Genomic DNA, 16,510 nt, shown 5'->3' with positions numbered 1-16,510 from the left:
GTTGAGCAGCTTCCCTGCCTGGTTCCAAGGCTCCAGCCTTGGAATCCGCTGGACGGAAGGCTCCGCCTTCGGAACATCGCAGATCGTCGAGCAAGCAGGGGGCGATCAGAGGGCGTCCACCGTCTGGCGACGGCGGCTACGTTGGGCGGCTTCCCTGCCTGGTTCCCAGGCTCCGGCCTTGGAACCCGCTGGACGAAAGGCTCCGCCTTCGGCGTGAACGGACGTCGTCCGCCGTCTGGCGACGGTGGGTACATTGGGCAGGGTTGCCAGCGGCCCTCCGTCCCATGTTCTTTCACTTCCACCTGCTCCGGAATTCCATCATGCGGCCTGTCGAGTCTTTGCCGAACGCCACCGGGCCAATCGTGTTGGCGCTCCGCTGGGTTGCGCGATGGGGGGCGACAATGCTGCTGGGTGCTTGCAGCTTCGGCATCGCAAACGCGCAAGACACGTTCGGCCCCGCGGACCCGATCTGCGCGATTGATGGGCAACCCGTGTTTCTTGGAGAATTGAACTTGTTGCTGAAAGAAAAACTTGGGGCACGACGGCTTGCGAGCGTTGATCCCACGGTCCAGCGGGCTTGCAGCGCGTTGTTGGTCAAGCGTCACTTGGCCATGAGCACGTTGCGCGACATGGGCGGGGATTCGTTGCAATCGCTGTTGGATCGATCTTGGGATTCGTTTCTCGCTCAATTGAAGCGTCAGGGAAGCGATCCGGAAAGCTATGCGAAGCAGCGTCAGACCGACGAAGCGTCGCTCCGTCGGGCCCGCGACTGGGATGTCGCCTGGGGGAGCTATCTGAAAAGCCGGCTGAACGAAGAGAACTTGCGACGCTTTTATCAAGTCAATCGCAAGCGGTACGCGCCCACGAAATGGAAGGTTTCGCATTTGTTCCTGGCGTTCCATGAAGATCAACCGGACTCCCAGGCGATTGTGCAGGAGCGGATGGCGGCGATCGAGCGAGAATTGGATGACCAAGCTGAGTCGGAGGAGAGCTTGCAACGTGCTTTTGCGGAATTGGCCGCTCGAGAAAGCGATGGCGCAACGGCTGATCGGGGCGGAGACATTGGTTGGGTATCCGCACCAGGCGACTTGCCACGCGTGGTGATGGACGCGATCCGCAACACGCCGCCCGGGGCACTGGCTGGACCTGTTCGCAGCCCGTTGGGAATGCACTTGGTCCTGGTGCGAGAACGGGCCACCGAAGAGACTCCTTTCGAAGGTCTGCGAGATCTGACCGGGCTGCGACGTGATGCCGCCGATGCAATGTTCGATGCGCTGGCGGCGCGTCAGGGCGATTACAAGCTGGTGTGGTTCATTGACGGGCTGCGACCGCCGGGCCAGTGATGGTTTCAGGCACCGTCGGGCGCCGGCGTCGAAGCTCTCCTCCAGTTCTTCGGCTCCCGGCCTTGGAACCGGCTGGATGGGAGGCTCGGCCCGCAAAGGGTTGACGGGTGCCGGCAGAATGAAGGCGAAACGCAGGGTGTCCAACGTCTGGCGTCGGTAGCGACGTGCGTCCTGGTTCCCAGGCTCCGGCCTTGAAATCGGCGGCGGGCCATGTGGCTGCGAGAGGCGGAACGAGTGGTCCGCGCAAAAAAAACGCGTCCAGGAGGTTGGGGCAAAACCACCTAGACGCTAACGGTGACAACTTGTGTCACCGCTGAACGAATCTTACCGCCACTTTAGAGACTCGTCGAGTGGAAACCAACGAAGATTTTAAGATAAATTTTTTGCAAACCAACATTCGGTTTGGTTAAAACGTCGATCGCTAAATCCAGCGTTCTGAGCCAGATCGCGTCACAAAACTGTGCGGATTCGGTAAGATCTCCCCGTCGCGACTCCGGGTACCCCGGACGTTGGAGACCGTTTACTTAACATGGCAACAAAGCGCGCTCCCGCGGCACAGATTGGTTGCCGGTGAGGGTCAATCGGTGCGAACGGTTGTGCCGAACAATCAACTGGCGCCGCGACGGCAACGAGCTTTTGGCGAAGTTGCCTCCAGAGATTTGCGAAGCTTCGAAACCGTTTGCGGCACAGCTGGAGGCAGTCTCGCTGGTCGGTTTCCGGGGTGAGACGGAGTCGATGAATTCCGGTAATTGGGACCGTCGGCGCGGCGCTGGCGGAGTTGAAGTGGGGGCGTCAGGTCATGAGGTGATTCTTTCCCTTCGAGAAATCAGAGGACGATAGCGATGCGATACAGACTGGATCGCGCATTGCGAATTCTCAATCTGCTGCAAAGCGGTCGTGGGTACGACCCGGTGGGTCTGACGGTCGAATTGAATGTCAACCGGCGGACGGTCTATCGCGATATCGCCCTGCTGCGTGAAATGGGGATCAACATCGAGTTTGATTCCCAGCAGGCAAGCTATGTCATCCGGGGCGCCGGCGGGTCGGACGCAGCTCGCATCAATCCGTCGCGTCTGCGTGATGCCCTGGGGCGAGCTTTTTCGTCGGACCACCAGGACTCGTCGGTCGAGGCCATCATTCGACAGGTCGCCCATTTCCTGGCAGGGACCTTCGACGATCCGGATCTTGATCTCCCCGCGGCTGACGAGGCGTCGGAAGCCGATTCCGCCGACCCGAATTCGCCCGCTGCCACGCCCGCCACCCAGACGACTGCCGATTCGTCTGCCGGCGAAACGAGCGTCGGAACCGTTGCAATCGACACCCCCGCGGCGACGTCTCGCAACCAGCTCGCGGACGTGTCGCCGGAAGCTCTGGCTGGGCATCTGACCCAACAATTGATGTCGCTGCGCACCGATGGCCGGGACGATTGGAAGACGCTGCACGCTCAACCCAAGTCGTCCGTATCCCCTCAGTCGTGGTGCGATGCGTCCGACTCGTTGGACATGCTGCGCCAGGCGATGTTATCCGGGCACGTTGTCGAAACATGGAAGGCGCCGGTCAACGACCGGCAGTCGGAGGCAGCGGCGGCCCATCATCTCCGTCTGATCGAGTTCACCGTGACGAAAGCGGGGGTTACCGTGTTGGGCACGGATGCCGAAGGCCGATTGGTGCAGGCGGCTTCCGATTACGTCCGCGTGTTGTCCGAGACGTTTTCCGAGGAATCGGTGTCGGTTGGGCCGGGGGTTTCGGAGTAGCCTTATTGCGGGCTGCGTCGAGTCGCCCCAAAAGCGAGGCGAGGCGACGTCCGTTGGGACCGCAACAGGCAAGATCACGCGTGCTTCCGGTGGCGCGTGCCGTTGGTCCGTTCGGTGGTTGAAAGTCCGGCCAGCGGAGGATTGGCTTTCGGCCATCCGCCTTTCTGGTCAAACCGCAAATCCGCCCCTGGTCGCTGTTTGGCACCTAAAATTATGCTTTGATCCGTTGACCGTATTCATCGTGAAGGGCGATTCGAATTTGTGGCGAAAAAGAAGAACATCACCATCTCGTCTCATGTGAGTTTCAAGAATTCGCAGGGCGTCGCTGCGGAAGGGTCGCTGGTTCGATTGTCACGGCAGGCGGTCGTCTTTGAGGTCTACAATCCGTATTCGATTGTCCAACTGTCAGAGGTTCTGACGGAATTGACGATTCATCAGGGCGATCGTGCGACCTACAACGGTCGAGCCGTGATCACCGGTCTGCTGAACACGGGTTTGATCCTGATTGTCTCGGCATCCCTGGTGGATCCCTGGAGCGACCTGAACAATTTGGGGCCCGGCCACTTGCTGCGCTCTTTCGTGCGAGATTTTGTGCAGGATTGGGAGGACGCCAATGCGCGTGTGGGAGCCCCGTTTCGGTTGGCCGTTACCAGTCTGAGAAATTACTTGCAGGAGCTTCGACGCTGGTTGGAACATTGGGAAACCGAAGCCTCGATCAGTGCAGAATCGGATGTCAATCGGGTGTTGGACTTCGTCCAGGACGTTGACCAGGAGATTGCCCCGCGGTTCGCCGAGCTGAACGGTGAATTCGAGCGGGTCAGCCGTGAAGTCTCACGCCGCGACCTGCCGTTTCACCGGGCGTTTGCCCAGCGCGAATTGCACCCGTTGTTGATGGCGTCGCCGTTCATGAATCGGGCTTTCAACAAACCGCTCGGTTATGCCGGCGACTACGAAATGGTTCGGATGATGTTGACCGAGCCCTGGGAAGGAGCCAACACGTTTGCCAAACTGGTCAACGCCTCGGCGTTGCGGCACGATGCTCCGGCGGCGCACCGTAATCGCATCGAAATGTTGCACAACGCATTGGCACGAGAAGCCTACCGGGTGCTCGCTCTTCGCCAGCGAGAGCAGTCCGGTGACGGTCGCGGCGCAAATCGACTGCGGGTCCGCGTCTTGAATATCGGTTGTGGTCCCGCCGTGGAGATCGATCGATTCGCCAAATCAGATCCGGCTTCGGCGCACATGGATTTTCGCCTGGTGGATTTCAACGACGAGACGTTGCAGTTTGTGCAAAGGCATCTGATCCCGGAGGTCAAACGGGTGCGTCCTGAAATCGAGATCGCAACCGAGCAGCGCAGCGTTCACGAGATTCTGAAAATGTCTCACGAAGGAGGTCATGAAGGCGCCTTTGCCACCCAGTACGACGTGGTCTACTGTGCCGGACTGTTTGATTATTTGCGGGATGCGACCTGTGGATACCTGCTGGAACTGTTCTATTCTTGGGTCGCTCCGGGAGGCATGGTGTTGGTGACCAACGTGACCCCATCGCATTCCTCGGTCGCCATGATGGGGATGGTTCTGGACTGGAATCTGGAGCTGCGAACGATGGACGACATGCGGGCACTGGCGCCGGACATCGGTGAGCAAAACGCCTACGTCGACGCGACGGGTGTGAATGTGTTTCTTGAGATTCGCAAGCCCGCGTCCTGACGAGTCGAAGCTGCATGAAGACCGAAGTCGCTCACCGACGAGACTACGGCCGACCGGATGACAACCCGGAGTTTGTGCTGCAGGAGCGCGATCGGCGATGCCGAATCGCTGACATCGCGTTGGCCCTGGGCGTCTTGCTGATGCCGCTGGGGGCCGTGTTGGACTGGAACCTGTATCCGGATCAATTCCTGCCCCTGCTGGCAAGTCGTTTCCTGGTGACCGCGATGTTGGCGATCGGTTTGGCGACTCGACGCTACTGGTCCTCCGGCCGACTGTTTGAACCGGTCAGTTTCTTTTTGATTCTGGTCCCCGGCCTGTTCATCTGCTGGATGATGTACCTGACCGACGGCAGCCAGTCCCATTACTATTTTGGGCTGATTCTGCTGATGATCATTGTCCAAATGCTGGGTTTCCGGACCGGCGAAGCTCTGGCCTACTGCGGGATTTCGATCGCCGCTTACCTGGTCGCGGTCTACGCGGCCGAAGGATTCCAGGATCCGATCAGCGGCGAAGTCATCCAGGCGGTTTTTTTCCTGATCGTCTGCGGGACGGCCTGTGTCGCCGTGTGTTGGGCCAACCGTCGGAACCGGTTCGAAGCCTACTGTTTGAACCGCGATCTGGCGTACGAGCAAGAGTTGCTGCGGAAATCAATGACCCAGTTGCGGGAAACCGAACAGCGGCTTGTGCACAGCGAAAAGATGCGGGCCATCGCGGGCGTCGCGGCGGGTTTGCTGCACGAAATCAACAATCCGGTCAACTACGCGTTGATGGCGATCAAGGTCTTGAAACGTCGGATCGTCAGCGATCCCGATGCCCAGGAGACGCTGTCCGACGTCGAATCGGGAGTCGCCCGCATCGGGAACATTGTTTCAGATCTGCAGTCCTTCGCTCATCCCGAGCAATTGACCGTGCAGGCACCTTTCCGCTTGCGTGATGCCGCCAACACGGCGATCCGCTTCTTAACGCACGAACTTCCGGACGGCCGGGTGGTGTTGGACGAAAACACGCAGATGGATGCCATGGTCCACGGAGCGCAAAGCCAGATCGTGCAGGTGTTGCTGAACCTGATCTTGAACGCGGAGAAATCGATGCAGCCGGTACCCGGGCGGCCAACCGCAACGCCGCGGCCGGATCCAGCCAAACCGCAGTCGATCATCATCCGGGCGGTGCCGCGCGACGAGCGTCTCTTTATTTCGGTGGTCGACTACGGGATCGGAATGGACGAAGACCATCTGAAGATGGTGAAGCAGCCCTTTTTTACGACCCGTTCCGGGGAAGGACTGGGGCTGGGTTTGGGGATTTGCGAGACGATCGTTCGCTCCCACGGCGGAACCATGCAGATCGAAAGCGAAGTCGGCGTCGGGACGACCGTGACATTCGACTTGCCTTTGGTCTCCGAACCTTCGGATTCCCATCCCGAACGTGAGGCCCAAGATTCTTCGGGTGGGAACGCGGAAAATGTGTTTCAATCGCGTGCCCAAACGGGGACCACCCCTACCGGATGGATTTGATCCGCCGGTATGGTGCTGGCCGTGTGGCGACCTGACTTGCATCGCCGATGCATGACGGGAAGAAGCGATTCCAAACTCCAGAGCCGATCGATGCTGCCCAACGACGAGAAAGAAATCTTGTACGTCGACGACGAGGCGACGGCGCTCAAATACTTTGGCCAACTGTTTGGCACCGAATTTCGGATCAGCCGTGCCGCCTCGGGGGAGGAAGCCTGGGACTACATCCGGCAAAACCCCGATCGGATTGCCGTGCTGATCACCGATCAGCGGATGGGCCCCGTCAGCGGCGTGCAGCTGATGGAACGGGTCAGGACGTGTTATCCGCGGATCGTGCGTATCCTGATCACCGCCTACACGCAGTTGGATTACGCGGTCAAAGCCGTCAATGAGGGCGGTGCCTTTCGGTATTTGACCAAGCCGTTTGACGAACAGGAAATGATCGGCACGCTGACGCGGGCGTGTGAGTTTCACCAGTTGATGGTGCAGCGTGATCGTTTGATGGAAGAGAAGCTGAGCGTGCTGCACCGTTTGGTGGTGATGGATCGCATCCGCGGGCTGGTTGCCGCGGTCACGGGGATGAACGGACGCGTCCGCGGTGCCTGGCCGGCTCTAGCCAGCTACATGGCCCAGTCGCCGGTCAAAGAACGCATCAAGGTGCAATTGGACGAGATCGCGGAGTTGGATCTGTCCGCCCTGGCAAAGCGGGAAACCAGGGAGATGGTCGATGCGATCACGACATTGCTGAAAGAAACCGTTGGCGTCTCCACCGGGGACGCCCCGAACGTGGACGCCGCGTCGATCGCGCGCGAAGTCGCTGAGGCAAAAAAGATCGAGCTGTTGCAGGATGACTTGGACCTCGCGGTGACTGCCAAATCCCCGTGCCCGATCGAATCGGATGCCGGCATGCTGAAGCAACTGTACGAGATCCTGTTGCGTCGGCTCTCGGACGTGCAGGATCAGCCGTCGAAAATCGATTTCTCGGTCCACGAGCGTGCGGACGATGTGGTCATCGAAGCTCGAGGAAGCTTCCGGTCATTGAACGAAGACCAATTTGCATCATTGTTCGCGGCGGCGATTCCGATTCACAAATGGCCGATCGGATTGGACATGGACCTGTTGAGCGCTTTCCTGATCGCTCACCACCTGGGCGGCCGGCTCCGCGTCGAACCGCAACCTCCGTCCGGACCTGGCATCAAGGTCACCCTGCCGAAGACAATCCCGGTGGTGTTGAAAGCCGCTCAAATCCCGACGGTCCAGGCGGAGTGGTTTGATGCCGTCTACACCTGCATGGAAGCTTGGGAACAAGAAATCGCAGAATAGGGTTCTATGAAAGTCGCGTTTTTCAGTGTCAAGAGCTACGACGAGTCGTCTTTCGAAGCGGCCAATCGCGAGTTCCCGCACCAGATCCGGTTTTTCGAAACCCGGTTGACCCTGGACACGGTAGCGGTGGCCGATGGATGCCAAGCCGTTTGCGTTTTTGTCAATGACGTCGTTGACCGGGACGTGCTCAAGGCCCTCAAAGAACGCGGCGTAAGCATCATCGCGCTTCGCTGTGCCGGTTTCAATAATGTCGACCTGCATGCCGCGTCCGAATTGTCGATGCGCGTCGTGCGCGTCCCCGAATATTCACCGCACGCTGTGGCCGAGCACGCCGTCGCGCTGTTACTGGCACTCAATCGCCACCTGCACCGGGCCTACAATCGGGTGCGCAACGGTGATTTCCGTCTGGCCGGACTTCTCGGTTTTGACCTGCACGGCCGAACCGTTGGCGTGGTCGGGACGGGAAAGATCGGGTGTTGCGTTTGTCGGATCCTGCAGGGATTCGGATGCCAAGTGCTCGCCAGCGACCCGCACCAGAATCCCGAATGTGTTGAGATGGGGGTCCGCTACGTCAGCAACGACGAACTGTTTCGCCAGTCTTCGGTGATCATGTTGCAGTGCCCTCTGGTTCCCCAGACCCATCACCTGATTGATGCCGATGCGATCGAAAAGATGCCGTGGGGCGTGATGTTGATCAACACGTCACGTGGCGCCGTCATCGACACGGGGGCCGTGATCGAGGGGCTCAAAAGTGGGAAAGTCGGATCGCTGGGGATCGACGTCTATGAAGAGGAAGCGGCATTGTTCTTTGAGGACCTTTCCACTCAAGTGATCACCGACGACGTGTTCGCGAGGTTGTTGACCTTTCCCAATGTGTTGATCACGGGGCATCAAGCGTTCTTCACCGCCGAAGCGCTGAAGACGATCGCGGAAGTCACGCTTCGCAATCTAAGCGACCTGGAATCCGGCGAAGAATGCGACAACGAAGTCACCGTCGAGAGCTGATCGGTGATCGCTCTCCTTCTCGGCAATGCGATCGGCAATGGTGCAAACAAATTCGAGAAAAAACTTCACCCTCCCGCAAGGAGGTCGTGCAGCTTTCTGAGTCGGCAAAAGACGTGTTTTTTGAGATCACCCTCCCTCCGGGAGGGTCAAAGGCGAGGCACGAGCCTTTGGGGAGGGTGTCGTCAAGAATTCGCCTGAAATACAACGACCCCGGACGAGCCCTCCCCGCGTCGTCGCGGAGCTCCTCCGCGACCCTCCCGGAGGGAGGGTGAAGTAGTAAAGCTGCACGACCTCCTTGCGGGAGGGTCGGAGGCGAGGAACGAGGCTCCGGGGAGGGTGTCTTCGTGAACCCGCTGAAATCAATCGTGCCGGACAGCCCTCCCCGCGTCGTCGCAAGCTCCTCCGCGACCCTCCCGGAGGGAGGGTGATTCAAAGCTGCACGACCTCCAAGCGGGAGGGTAGATTTCAGAAGGACTCCCCTCGACGGAATCGACGTGCAAGAGCAGCGCCGTTGAAGCACCAGGGCAAAAAAAAAACGGGACAGATCCTCAAACGAGAATCTGCCCCTCGTCGGTGCAGCGGAGCGCTTCGCTGCAGCCAACATCTCGGGATGGGAACTTAGAGCCTGCCAACCTTGGGGAAGGGCTCCATCAGTATCTCGATGGGTCAGAGCGGCCAACGTGGTCGGCCGAACGACCGGGGCCCGTAGGATGCTCGGAAGACTGGTCCGAGCATCAAGGGTTGCCTCGGTCGTTGGTTCAACAGGCGAGAGGGATCACTCTTCCGCTGCGGGGCGTTCGGCCCCGCGATCGCCACCGCCACGGCCACCACGACCGCGTCCACCCGGGCCGCCAGGACCACCGGGGCCGCCCGGTCCACGGCCGCCGAATCCGCCGCGTCCTCGTTCGGGGAAATCAAAGGGCTCGCCCTTCATCTCTTCGAACTCTTTCTTTTGGTCCGGGGTCAGGACCGCCATCATCGCCTTTTCGACTTCCTTCTGGTTGGATTCGAACAGTTCGCGGATCTTGTCGCGGTCGCCGGACTGAAACAGTTCCTGCATCTTTTCACGCATTTTCGCACGAGTTTCTTCGCCGGCGTTTTGCAGATCTTCTTTCTGCGCCGCGGTCAGATTCAACTCCTTTGCGACACGGTCGTTCATCAGGGCGCCGATGCCTTGGGATTGGACCGACAGCTCTTTCAGACGATCCATTTGGGGCGGCAACAGGACTTCTTCCAGCTGTGCGTTGACCTTTTCTTCGGCCTCTTCACGCTGTTTCCGCATGTCCTCCATCCAGGCCTGGATCTTTTCGCGGTTCTCTTCACTTTGATCGCGGAAGTCAAAGTCGGGGCGCTCGGGTCGCGGCATCTCTTCAGCCACCTTGGTGAGCGCTTCCTTCTGGTCGGGCATCAGCTCGAGTTCTTCTTGGACTTCTTCCATCCGAAGCAGTCCGATCAAGCTGCCGCCGCCGCCACGCATGCCGAATCCGCCGGGACCGCCAGGACCACCGAAGCCGCCCGGTCGGCCTCCGCCGGGACGCCCACGTCCGGGACCGCCGCGCTGTGCCATCACGTCGCCAGCGACCATCGCCATGGCCGCCGCGAACACCAACACCAAGGGGGTGCGAGAGATTTTCATGAAACTATGTTCCCAACAAATCGAATAGAGGAGGGAGCGGTCGTCTGTTGGACCGCCTTGCTGCCGGCACGGATTGAAACACCAGTCTGCCGGATCGCCATTACCTTAATGAAACCACGCTGCCGTCGCAGGGTTTCACCGTTAGATGGGATTTTTAAGCAAAAATTAGCCGCCCGGGCCCCGCCCCGTTGGCTGGCTGGACGGCGTCGCCCGTCCACGGAATGCTGGTGAATCGCGAATCCGAGGTCATGACGGACTTACCAGAAAGTGCCTGGCTGGACCGCGAGCCTTTTAATCCAGAACACCGCGATTTGCGGTGCAATGAGCGGCAAGGCGCTCGCCGCCGGTTGATGCGAGAAAACCCGCGGCTAACGCCGCGCGGCTCACGCAAAGAGTCGCTGTCCGGCTAGCGGACCACCGGATTCCGCTGCAGCTCCTGTTGGGCTCGCTGCAAGAACTGCAGCGCATCGATGGGCGTGATCTTGTCCAGGTCCAGTCGCTGGATCTGGCTGAGCACCGGGTGATCGGCGAACCCGAACAGCGTCAGTTGGTAGTTTCCGCCGGACTTTTGGTGCCCTCGGGGCGGCGAAATCGTGGGCCGGTCCAGGGCGTCGCGATGATCCAATTCCAGCTGCGCCAGAACGTCCTTGGCACGTTCGTTGACTTCGCCTGGAACCCCCGCCAACCGAGCCACGTGGATCCCGTAACTCTTGTCCGCCCCGCCGGGAACGATCCGGTGCAGAAACACCACTTCGTCGTTCCATTCCTTGACCGCAACGTTCAGGTTGGCGACCCGCGGCAGGGACTCCTGCAGCTGCGTCAACTCGTGGTAGTGGGTGGCAAACATCGTGCGACAGCCGATCTGCTCATGCAGGTGTTCGGTGATCGCCCACGCCAGGGACAGTCCATCGTAGGTGCTGGTACCACGGCCGATCTCGTCCAGGATGACCAGCGACCGGGAGGTCGCGGTGTTCAGGATTCGTGCCGTTTCCACCATCTCCACCATGAACGTGCTCTGTCCCCGGCTGAGTTCGTCGCTGGCGCCGACTCGGGCGAACACCCGGTCCGCAATTCCGATCGTCGCCGACTGGGCCGGGACGAAGGAACCGGCTTGAGCCAGCAGCGTGATCAACGCGACCTGGCGAATGTACGTGCTTTTCCCGGCCATGTTGGGGCCCGTGATCAGCAAGATCATCCCGGTCTCAGGAGAGTGGACGCAGTCGTTGGGGACGAATTCACCTTGCGGCAGTGTCAGGTCCAGCACGGGGTGTCGCCCGGCTTCGATTCGCAAAACCGAATCTTCCGTCATCGACGGTCGCACCCAATTTCGCTGGGCGGCGACTTCGGCCAGCGCCGCCAGCACGTCCAACTCCGCCATCGCGTTGGCAACTTCCTGCAACACCGCCAGATGTTGATGCGTCAGGTTGCGCAGTTCGGCAAACAGCGATTGCTCACGCGACGAAGCCTGCTCATCGGCTGCCAGCACTTTTTCCTCGTACTCTTTCAGCTCCGGCGTGATGTACCGTTCGCAGTTCTTCAGCGTTTGCTTGCGAATGAAGTCTTGGGGGATGCGGTCCTTGTGCGCATTGGTGACCTCCAGGTAATACCCGAACACCTTGTTGTAGCCGACCTTCAAGTTCGGGATCCCGGTCTGGTCCATCTGACGCTGCTGGTACTGAGCGATCCACTGCTTGCCGCCGGCCGCCAGTTCTCTCAATTCGTCCAGTTGCTCGTCGAAGCCGGGACGGATGAAGTTCCCGTCGGCCGCGTTGAGCGGGCATTCGTCGGCCAGTGCTGACTGGAGCGTTTGCAACAGATCGGGACAGAGGTGAAGGTGCGACTCGATCACGGCCAGCCGTCGCGGCTTTCGGTTCTGCAGTTTGGCTTTCAACTCGGGTAGACCTGCGAGCGTCCGGGCGACCTGTTGAAGATCGCGGGGGCCGGTGCGTCCCGTGGCGATCCGCGCCAACAGCCGTGTGACATCGAAGGTCTGTTTCAACGTTGACCGCAGCTCGGATCGCAATGCGGCCTCGGCGACGAATTCTCCAATCGCATCGTGACGTTCTTCGATCCGCGGAATCTCGATCAGGGGAGCGGCGATCCAATCGGCCAACCACCGAGATCCGGCGGGGGTGCAGGTCAGATCGATCGCATCGACCAACGACCCCTCTCGCGCGGACGTGCGGAGCGTGCGGGTGATCTCCAAGCTGCGTCGCGTGGAGGCATCAATCTCCAACACTCCGCTGCGGTGGTGGGCGGCGATGGAGCGGAAATGGTCCAGCCCGCCGGGTTGCGTTTCCTGCAAGTAAGTCAGCGCGGCGCCGGCGGCACGCACCGCAGCCACGTCGTCGTCGCGAAAACCAAAACCCTCCAGCGACCCGACCGAAAACTGTTTGCACAGCGATTCCCGCGAAGTGTCTTCCGCAAAGCTCCATGCCGGCCGAGCGGTCCAGGACCAGGGCGCCGTCGTGTCCGGTGAGAAGCTGGCGTCGTCTTCGCGGTAGATGACTTCCGCCGGGCCAATCCGCGCCAATTCGTCTTCGATTCGCGAAACCGGAAAGGTGCCCGCGCAGAAGCGACCGCTGGAAAGCTCCGCCCAGGCGATGCCGGCCATCGGTTCCCCGATCACCTTGGATCCTTTCCGCGGCGTGTGAATCACCACGGCGGCCAGATAGTTCGCCTCGCGGGGGTCCAGCAGCCCGTCGTCGGTCAGCGTGCCGGCGCTGACCAGCCGCGTGATCTCTCGTTTGACCAGACCCTTGGCCTGCTTGGGATCTTCGACCTGTTCACAAACCGCCGCGCGAAAACCCGCCTGGATCAATTTGCACAGGTATTGGTCCAGCTGATGGTAGGGAAACCCGGCCATCGCGGTCGGATTTGCGCTGTCCTTGTCCCGGCTGGTCAGGGTCAACCCCAGCACCCGGGCGGCCTGCTTGGCGTCGTCAAAGAACAGTTCGTAGAAATCACCCATGCGAAACAACAGCAACGCGTCGCCGCACGCTGCCTTCGCTTCGTGATACTGTTTCATCATCGGAGTCATGCGGCCAATCCTACCCGGCTGGCCGCCGAGGCAACAGCCTGGGCGGCGGCTTGTCGGCGGGCAACCTGGCAGCCGGTCGCGACACGCGGCTTCTGGTGCCGATTAGGGAAACCGTGCCGTCGACCGAGCCGTCCCACGCGGCCCCGCGGTGGTGCAAATGCATTACAATTCCCGCATGAGTGCTACCACCGAATCGCTTGCCCTGCTGTCGCCCGAACTGCTTGCCAAACTGGAGCGGTTGGAGCTGGTGTCCCGAAAGGTTTTTCGTGGGCGAATGAAGGGAGAACGGCGAAGCCGGCGCAAAGGTCAAAGCGTTGAGTTCGCCGATTTTCGCAACTATGTGGCCGGCGACGATTTGCGGCTGATCGATTGGAACCTGTACGCGCGATTGGACCAGCTGTTCTTGAAGCTGTTCCAAGAAGAGGAAGACCTGCACATCTACCCGCTGGTGGATGTCAGCGAGTCGATGAATTTCGGGACGCCCACCAAGTTGCACGTGGCCAAACAGCTTGCCGCGGCACTGGGTTACGTCGGCCTGTGTCGCGCGGATCGAGTCAGCGTGCAAGCTCTGGGAAACCAGGGACGCCGGGCTCCCGTGCTGCGAGGACGGAGCGGACTTTGGAAAATGTTGCAGTACCTGGACAGCGTGACCAGCGGGGACAACGTCTCCTTGCATGACGCGATCAAGGATTTCTCGTTGCGCAATTCTGGCACCGGCGTGGTGATCTTGATCAGCGACTTGATGGACAAGGGCGGTTATGAATCCGCCCTGCGAATGCTTGTCGGCCGCCGGATGGACGTGTTCGTGATGCACGTGCTGTCGCCCGAAGAAATCGATCCTCCGCTGCGTGGTGATCGTCGATTGATTGACGCCGAAGACGGGGACGAAACTGAAATCACCATCAACGCTTATGTGTTGAAGCGGTACCAGGAAACGCTTCAATCGTTCATTTCATCGGTGAAAACGTTTTGCTCGCGACGGAGCATCGTGTACCTGCCGGTGCGGACCGATCAGCCGGTTGACGACGTGATGACCCGCTACCTGCGGCAGCGGGGGGTGGTTCGATGAGCTGGATTTCGACCTTGGATCGCTGGCAGTGGGCGCTGTTCGCCGCGGTGCCGATCGGCATCATCCTGCTGTATTTCCTGAAATTGCGTCGCGAGCCGGTGGAGATTCCCAGCACGTACCTGTGGAGCCGCACCGTCGAGGACTTGCACGTCAACAGCTTGTTCCAACGCATCCGTCGCAACCTGCTGTTGTTCTTGCAACTGCTGGCGGTGGCGCTGGCGGCTTTCGCCCTGTTGCGGCCCGGAATCCGCGGCCAAACCTCCGCCCAGCCGCGATCGATTTTCCTGCTGGATGCATCGGCCAGCATGATGGCGCGCGATACCGAGGGGCGGCAGAACCGTTTTGAGACCGCGCGGAAGATGATCCGCGACCGCATCGATGCGATGGATGACCGCGAGACGGCGATGTTGATCACCTTCAGCGACCGTGCCGAAGTCCTGCAATCCTTCACGTCCGATCGCAATCGCCTGCGAGCTGCGTTGGATCAGGCCCAAGTCACCAATCGGCCGACCGACATCATTGGTGCCCTGGAAGCGGCCGACGGGCTGGCCAATCCACGCCGCAGCAGCACCACCGGTGACGAAAACGATGTTCAGGTCGCCGATCCGCAGCCCGCCGATCTGCTGGTTTACTCCGACGGCGGCTTTCGCGATGTCGAAGGCTTCGACGTCGGTAACTTGAAACCCGTGTACCGCAAGATCGGTTCGGATCAGGCGCGAAACCTGGCCATCACCGCATTCAACGCCGACCGCAACGTCGAACAGGCCGGGGCCGCCAAAGCCTTTGGGACGATCAACAACTTCGGTGCCTCGGAAGAAACCTGCAACGTGTCCCTGTACGTCAACGGTCAATGGCGGGATTCCGCATCGGTGACGTTGGGCAGTGGCGAGGAAACCGGACTGTCGTTCTCGTTGGCCGACCAGGAGGACGCAGCGACGCTGGAAGTGCGGCTGGAATCCTCCACCGGCGGTAGCGACCAGCCGTTTGAAGACGACCTGTTGATCGACAATTACGCCTACGCCGGGCTGCGTCCGCTGCGCACGGTCTCGGTCTTGGTGATCACGACCGGCAACAAACCGTTGCGGCTGGGGCTGTCGACCGATAACGCCGCAAAGATCTGTGTCCCCACGTTCAAATCGCCGGACTACCTGCAAACGCCGGAGTATGCGGGCCGGGCCGAAGCTGGTTTGGACGACTTGATCATTTACGACCGTTGTCGCCCGGAAGCCTTGCCGAACACCAACACGTTTTTTATCGGCGCGCTTCCCAGCGATCAGTGGTCCTGGGCCAGTGAGCCGGGGCAAACCATCCTGGTCGATGTCGATCGGACTCACCCGATGATGCAGTACCTGGAACTGTTTTCGCTGCTGATCTTTCAAGGTCGAGCGGTCGAGGGCCCACCGGGGACGCGCGAGCTGGTCGGCGGCGACGCCGGGACCGTGCTTGCCCTGGCGCCGCGGGACGGATACCAGGATCTGGTGCTGGGGTTCGAACTGATCACCACGGGTGAAGACGGGTCACCGCAAACGAACACCAACTGGTACGCGGAGCGATCGTGGCCGGTGTTCCTGTTGAATGTCCTGCGCTATTTGGCTGGGGCAGCCGACGCAACGTCGGCCCCCTCGTTCTTGCCCGGCGACACAATTCGTTTGCGCGTCGAAAGCCAGCTGGAATCGGTCGACATTGCCCGCGGCAACGGGACGCCGGAAACCGTCCCCACCGGTGCGTCGGGAAGCGTGGAGTACGTGGATTCGGATGTGCCGGGAGCTTACAAGGTGATCGCCAATGGGAAACTGGTCGATCTGTTCTGCATCAACTTGTTCGGCGGACGCGAAAGCGACATCCTGCCGCGCGAATCCTTTGACCTCGGTTACGAAACGGTCGAGACCGCCGGCACCGTCGAAACGCGAAAGGAATATTGGCGGTGGCTGTTATTGGGGATGCTGGCGTTGATCGCCGTCGAGTGGTGGCTCTACAACCGGCGGATCGCCTAGCTAGGCAGCGTCAGCTTTGTGCGTTGTTGCCGACACAAGTCACTTCACCCTCCCGCTTGGAGGTCGTGCAGCTTTTAATCACCCTCCCTCCGGGAGGGTCGCGGAGGAGCTTGCGACGACGCGGGGAG

The 16,510-nt window shown here is 60.4% G+C and carries 11 protein-coding genes; 9 read left to right on the top strand and 2 right to left on the bottom strand.

Annotation, left to right across the window (positions count from 1 at the left end; genetic code table 11):
• The 7 genes from FYK55_RS29865 to FYK55_RS26435 form a co-directional block, all read left to right on the top strand.
• The coding region (locus FYK55_RS29865; RefSeq protein ID WP_235909001.1) for a hypothetical protein at window positions 1–217 on the top strand (217 nt) is incomplete at its 5' end.
• A 103-nt stretch (window positions 218–320) separates the two neighbouring features.
• Window positions 321–1,343, top strand: coding sequence for a peptidylprolyl isomerase (locus FYK55_RS26460; protein WP_161604769.1), 1,023 nt, complete (start codon window positions 321–323; stop codon window positions 1,341–1,343).
• A gap of 842 nt (window positions 1,344–2,185) precedes the next feature.
• The gene (locus FYK55_RS26455; RefSeq protein ID WP_150079648.1) at window positions 2,186–3,097 is read left to right on the top strand and encodes a helix-turn-helix domain-containing protein; all 912 of its coding nucleotides are present in this window, start codon (window positions 2,186–2,188) and stop codon (window positions 3,095–3,097) included.
• 261 nt (window positions 3,098–3,358) lie between these two features.
• A complete protein-coding gene (locus FYK55_RS26450; RefSeq protein WP_150079647.1) occupies window positions 3,359–4,807 on the top strand; it encodes a class I SAM-dependent methyltransferase in 1,449 nt (482 codons plus the stop codon).
• A 14-nt stretch (window positions 4,808–4,821) separates the two neighbouring features.
• A complete protein-coding gene (locus tag FYK55_RS26445) occupies window positions 4,822–6,318 on the top strand; it encodes a sensor histidine kinase (RefSeq protein ID WP_150079646.1) in 1,497 nt (498 codons plus the stop codon).
• 90 nt (window positions 6,319–6,408) lie between these two features.
• A complete protein-coding gene (locus tag FYK55_RS26440; protein WP_161604768.1) occupies window positions 6,409–7,638 on the top strand; it encodes a response regulator in 1,230 nt (409 codons plus the stop codon).
• 6 nt (window positions 7,639–7,644) lie between these two features.
• Window positions 7,645–8,643, top strand: coding sequence for a 2-hydroxyacid dehydrogenase (locus tag FYK55_RS26435; protein ID WP_150079644.1), 999 nt, complete (start codon window positions 7,645–7,647; stop codon window positions 8,641–8,643).
• A 775-nt stretch (window positions 8,644–9,418) separates the two neighbouring features.
• Here FYK55_RS26435 and FYK55_RS26430 read toward each other — a convergent pair.
• Both FYK55_RS26430 and mutS read right to left on the bottom strand, forming a co-directional pair.
• A complete protein-coding gene (locus FYK55_RS26430) occupies window positions 9,419–10,279 on the bottom strand; it encodes a hypothetical protein (RefSeq protein WP_150079643.1) in 861 nt (286 codons plus the stop codon).
• 406 nt (window positions 10,280–10,685) lie between these two features.
• Complete coding sequence (gene mutS / locus FYK55_RS26425) at window positions 10,686–13,319, bottom strand: DNA mismatch repair protein MutS (protein WP_150079642.1); 2,634 nt, start codon at window positions 13,317–13,319, stop codon at window positions 10,686–10,688.
• Between the two features lie 175 nt (window positions 13,320–13,494).
• Here mutS and FYK55_RS26420 point away from each other — a divergent pair, with 175 nt between their 5' ends.
• Together FYK55_RS26420 and FYK55_RS26415 are read left to right on the top strand one after the other, a co-directional pair.
• Window positions 13,495–14,388 carry a DUF58 domain-containing protein gene (locus tag FYK55_RS26420; protein WP_150079641.1) on the top strand — a complete coding sequence of 298 codons (894 nt, stop codon included), beginning with the start codon at window positions 13,495–13,497 and terminating at the stop codon, window positions 14,386–14,388.
• The gene (locus FYK55_RS26415; RefSeq protein WP_150079640.1) at window positions 14,385–16,382 is read left to right on the top strand and encodes a VWA domain-containing protein; all 1,998 of its coding nucleotides are present in this window, start codon (window positions 14,385–14,387) and stop codon (window positions 16,380–16,382) included. The genes FYK55_RS26420 and FYK55_RS26415 overlap by 4 nt, the downstream gene beginning before the upstream one ends.
• Window positions 16,383–16,510: the final 128 nt, after the last annotated feature.

The organism is Roseiconus nitratireducens, from assembly GCF_008629675.1.
GTDB classification, from domain to species: domain Bacteria; phylum Planctomycetota; class Planctomycetia; order Pirellulales; family Pirellulaceae; genus Stieleria; species Stieleria nitratireducens.
This window is presented reverse-complemented; position numbering and strand designations above follow the sequence as displayed.

Coding starts and splice junctions, on each gene's coding strand:
- FYK55_RS26430 (WP_150079643.1), bottom strand. CDS start 10,279: ATGAAAATCTCTCGCACCCCCTTGGTGTTGGTGTTCGCGGCGGCCATG.
- FYK55_RS26415 (WP_150079640.1), top strand. CDS start 14,385: ATGAGCTGGATTTCGACCTTGGATCGCTGGCAGTGGGCGCTGTTCGCC.
- mutS (WP_150079642.1), bottom strand. CDS start 13,319: ATGACTCCGATGATGAAACAGTATCACGAAGCGAAGGCAGCGTGCGGC.
- FYK55_RS26460 (WP_161604769.1), top strand. CDS start 321: ATGCGGCCTGTCGAGTCTTTGCCGAACGCCACCGGGCCAATCGTGTTG.
- FYK55_RS26435 (WP_150079644.1), top strand. CDS start 7,645: ATGAAAGTCGCGTTTTTCAGTGTCAAGAGCTACGACGAGTCGTCTTTC.
- FYK55_RS26440 (WP_161604768.1), top strand. CDS start 6,409: ATGCTGCCCAACGACGAGAAAGAAATCTTGTACGTCGACGACGAGGCG.
- FYK55_RS26445 (WP_150079646.1), top strand. CDS start 4,822: ATGAAGACCGAAGTCGCTCACCGACGAGACTACGGCCGACCGGATGAC.
- FYK55_RS26455 (WP_150079648.1), top strand. CDS start 2,186: ATGCGATACAGACTGGATCGCGCATTGCGAATTCTCAATCTGCTGCAA.
- FYK55_RS26420 (WP_150079641.1), top strand. CDS start 13,495: ATGAGTGCTACCACCGAATCGCTTGCCCTGCTGTCGCCCGAACTGCTT.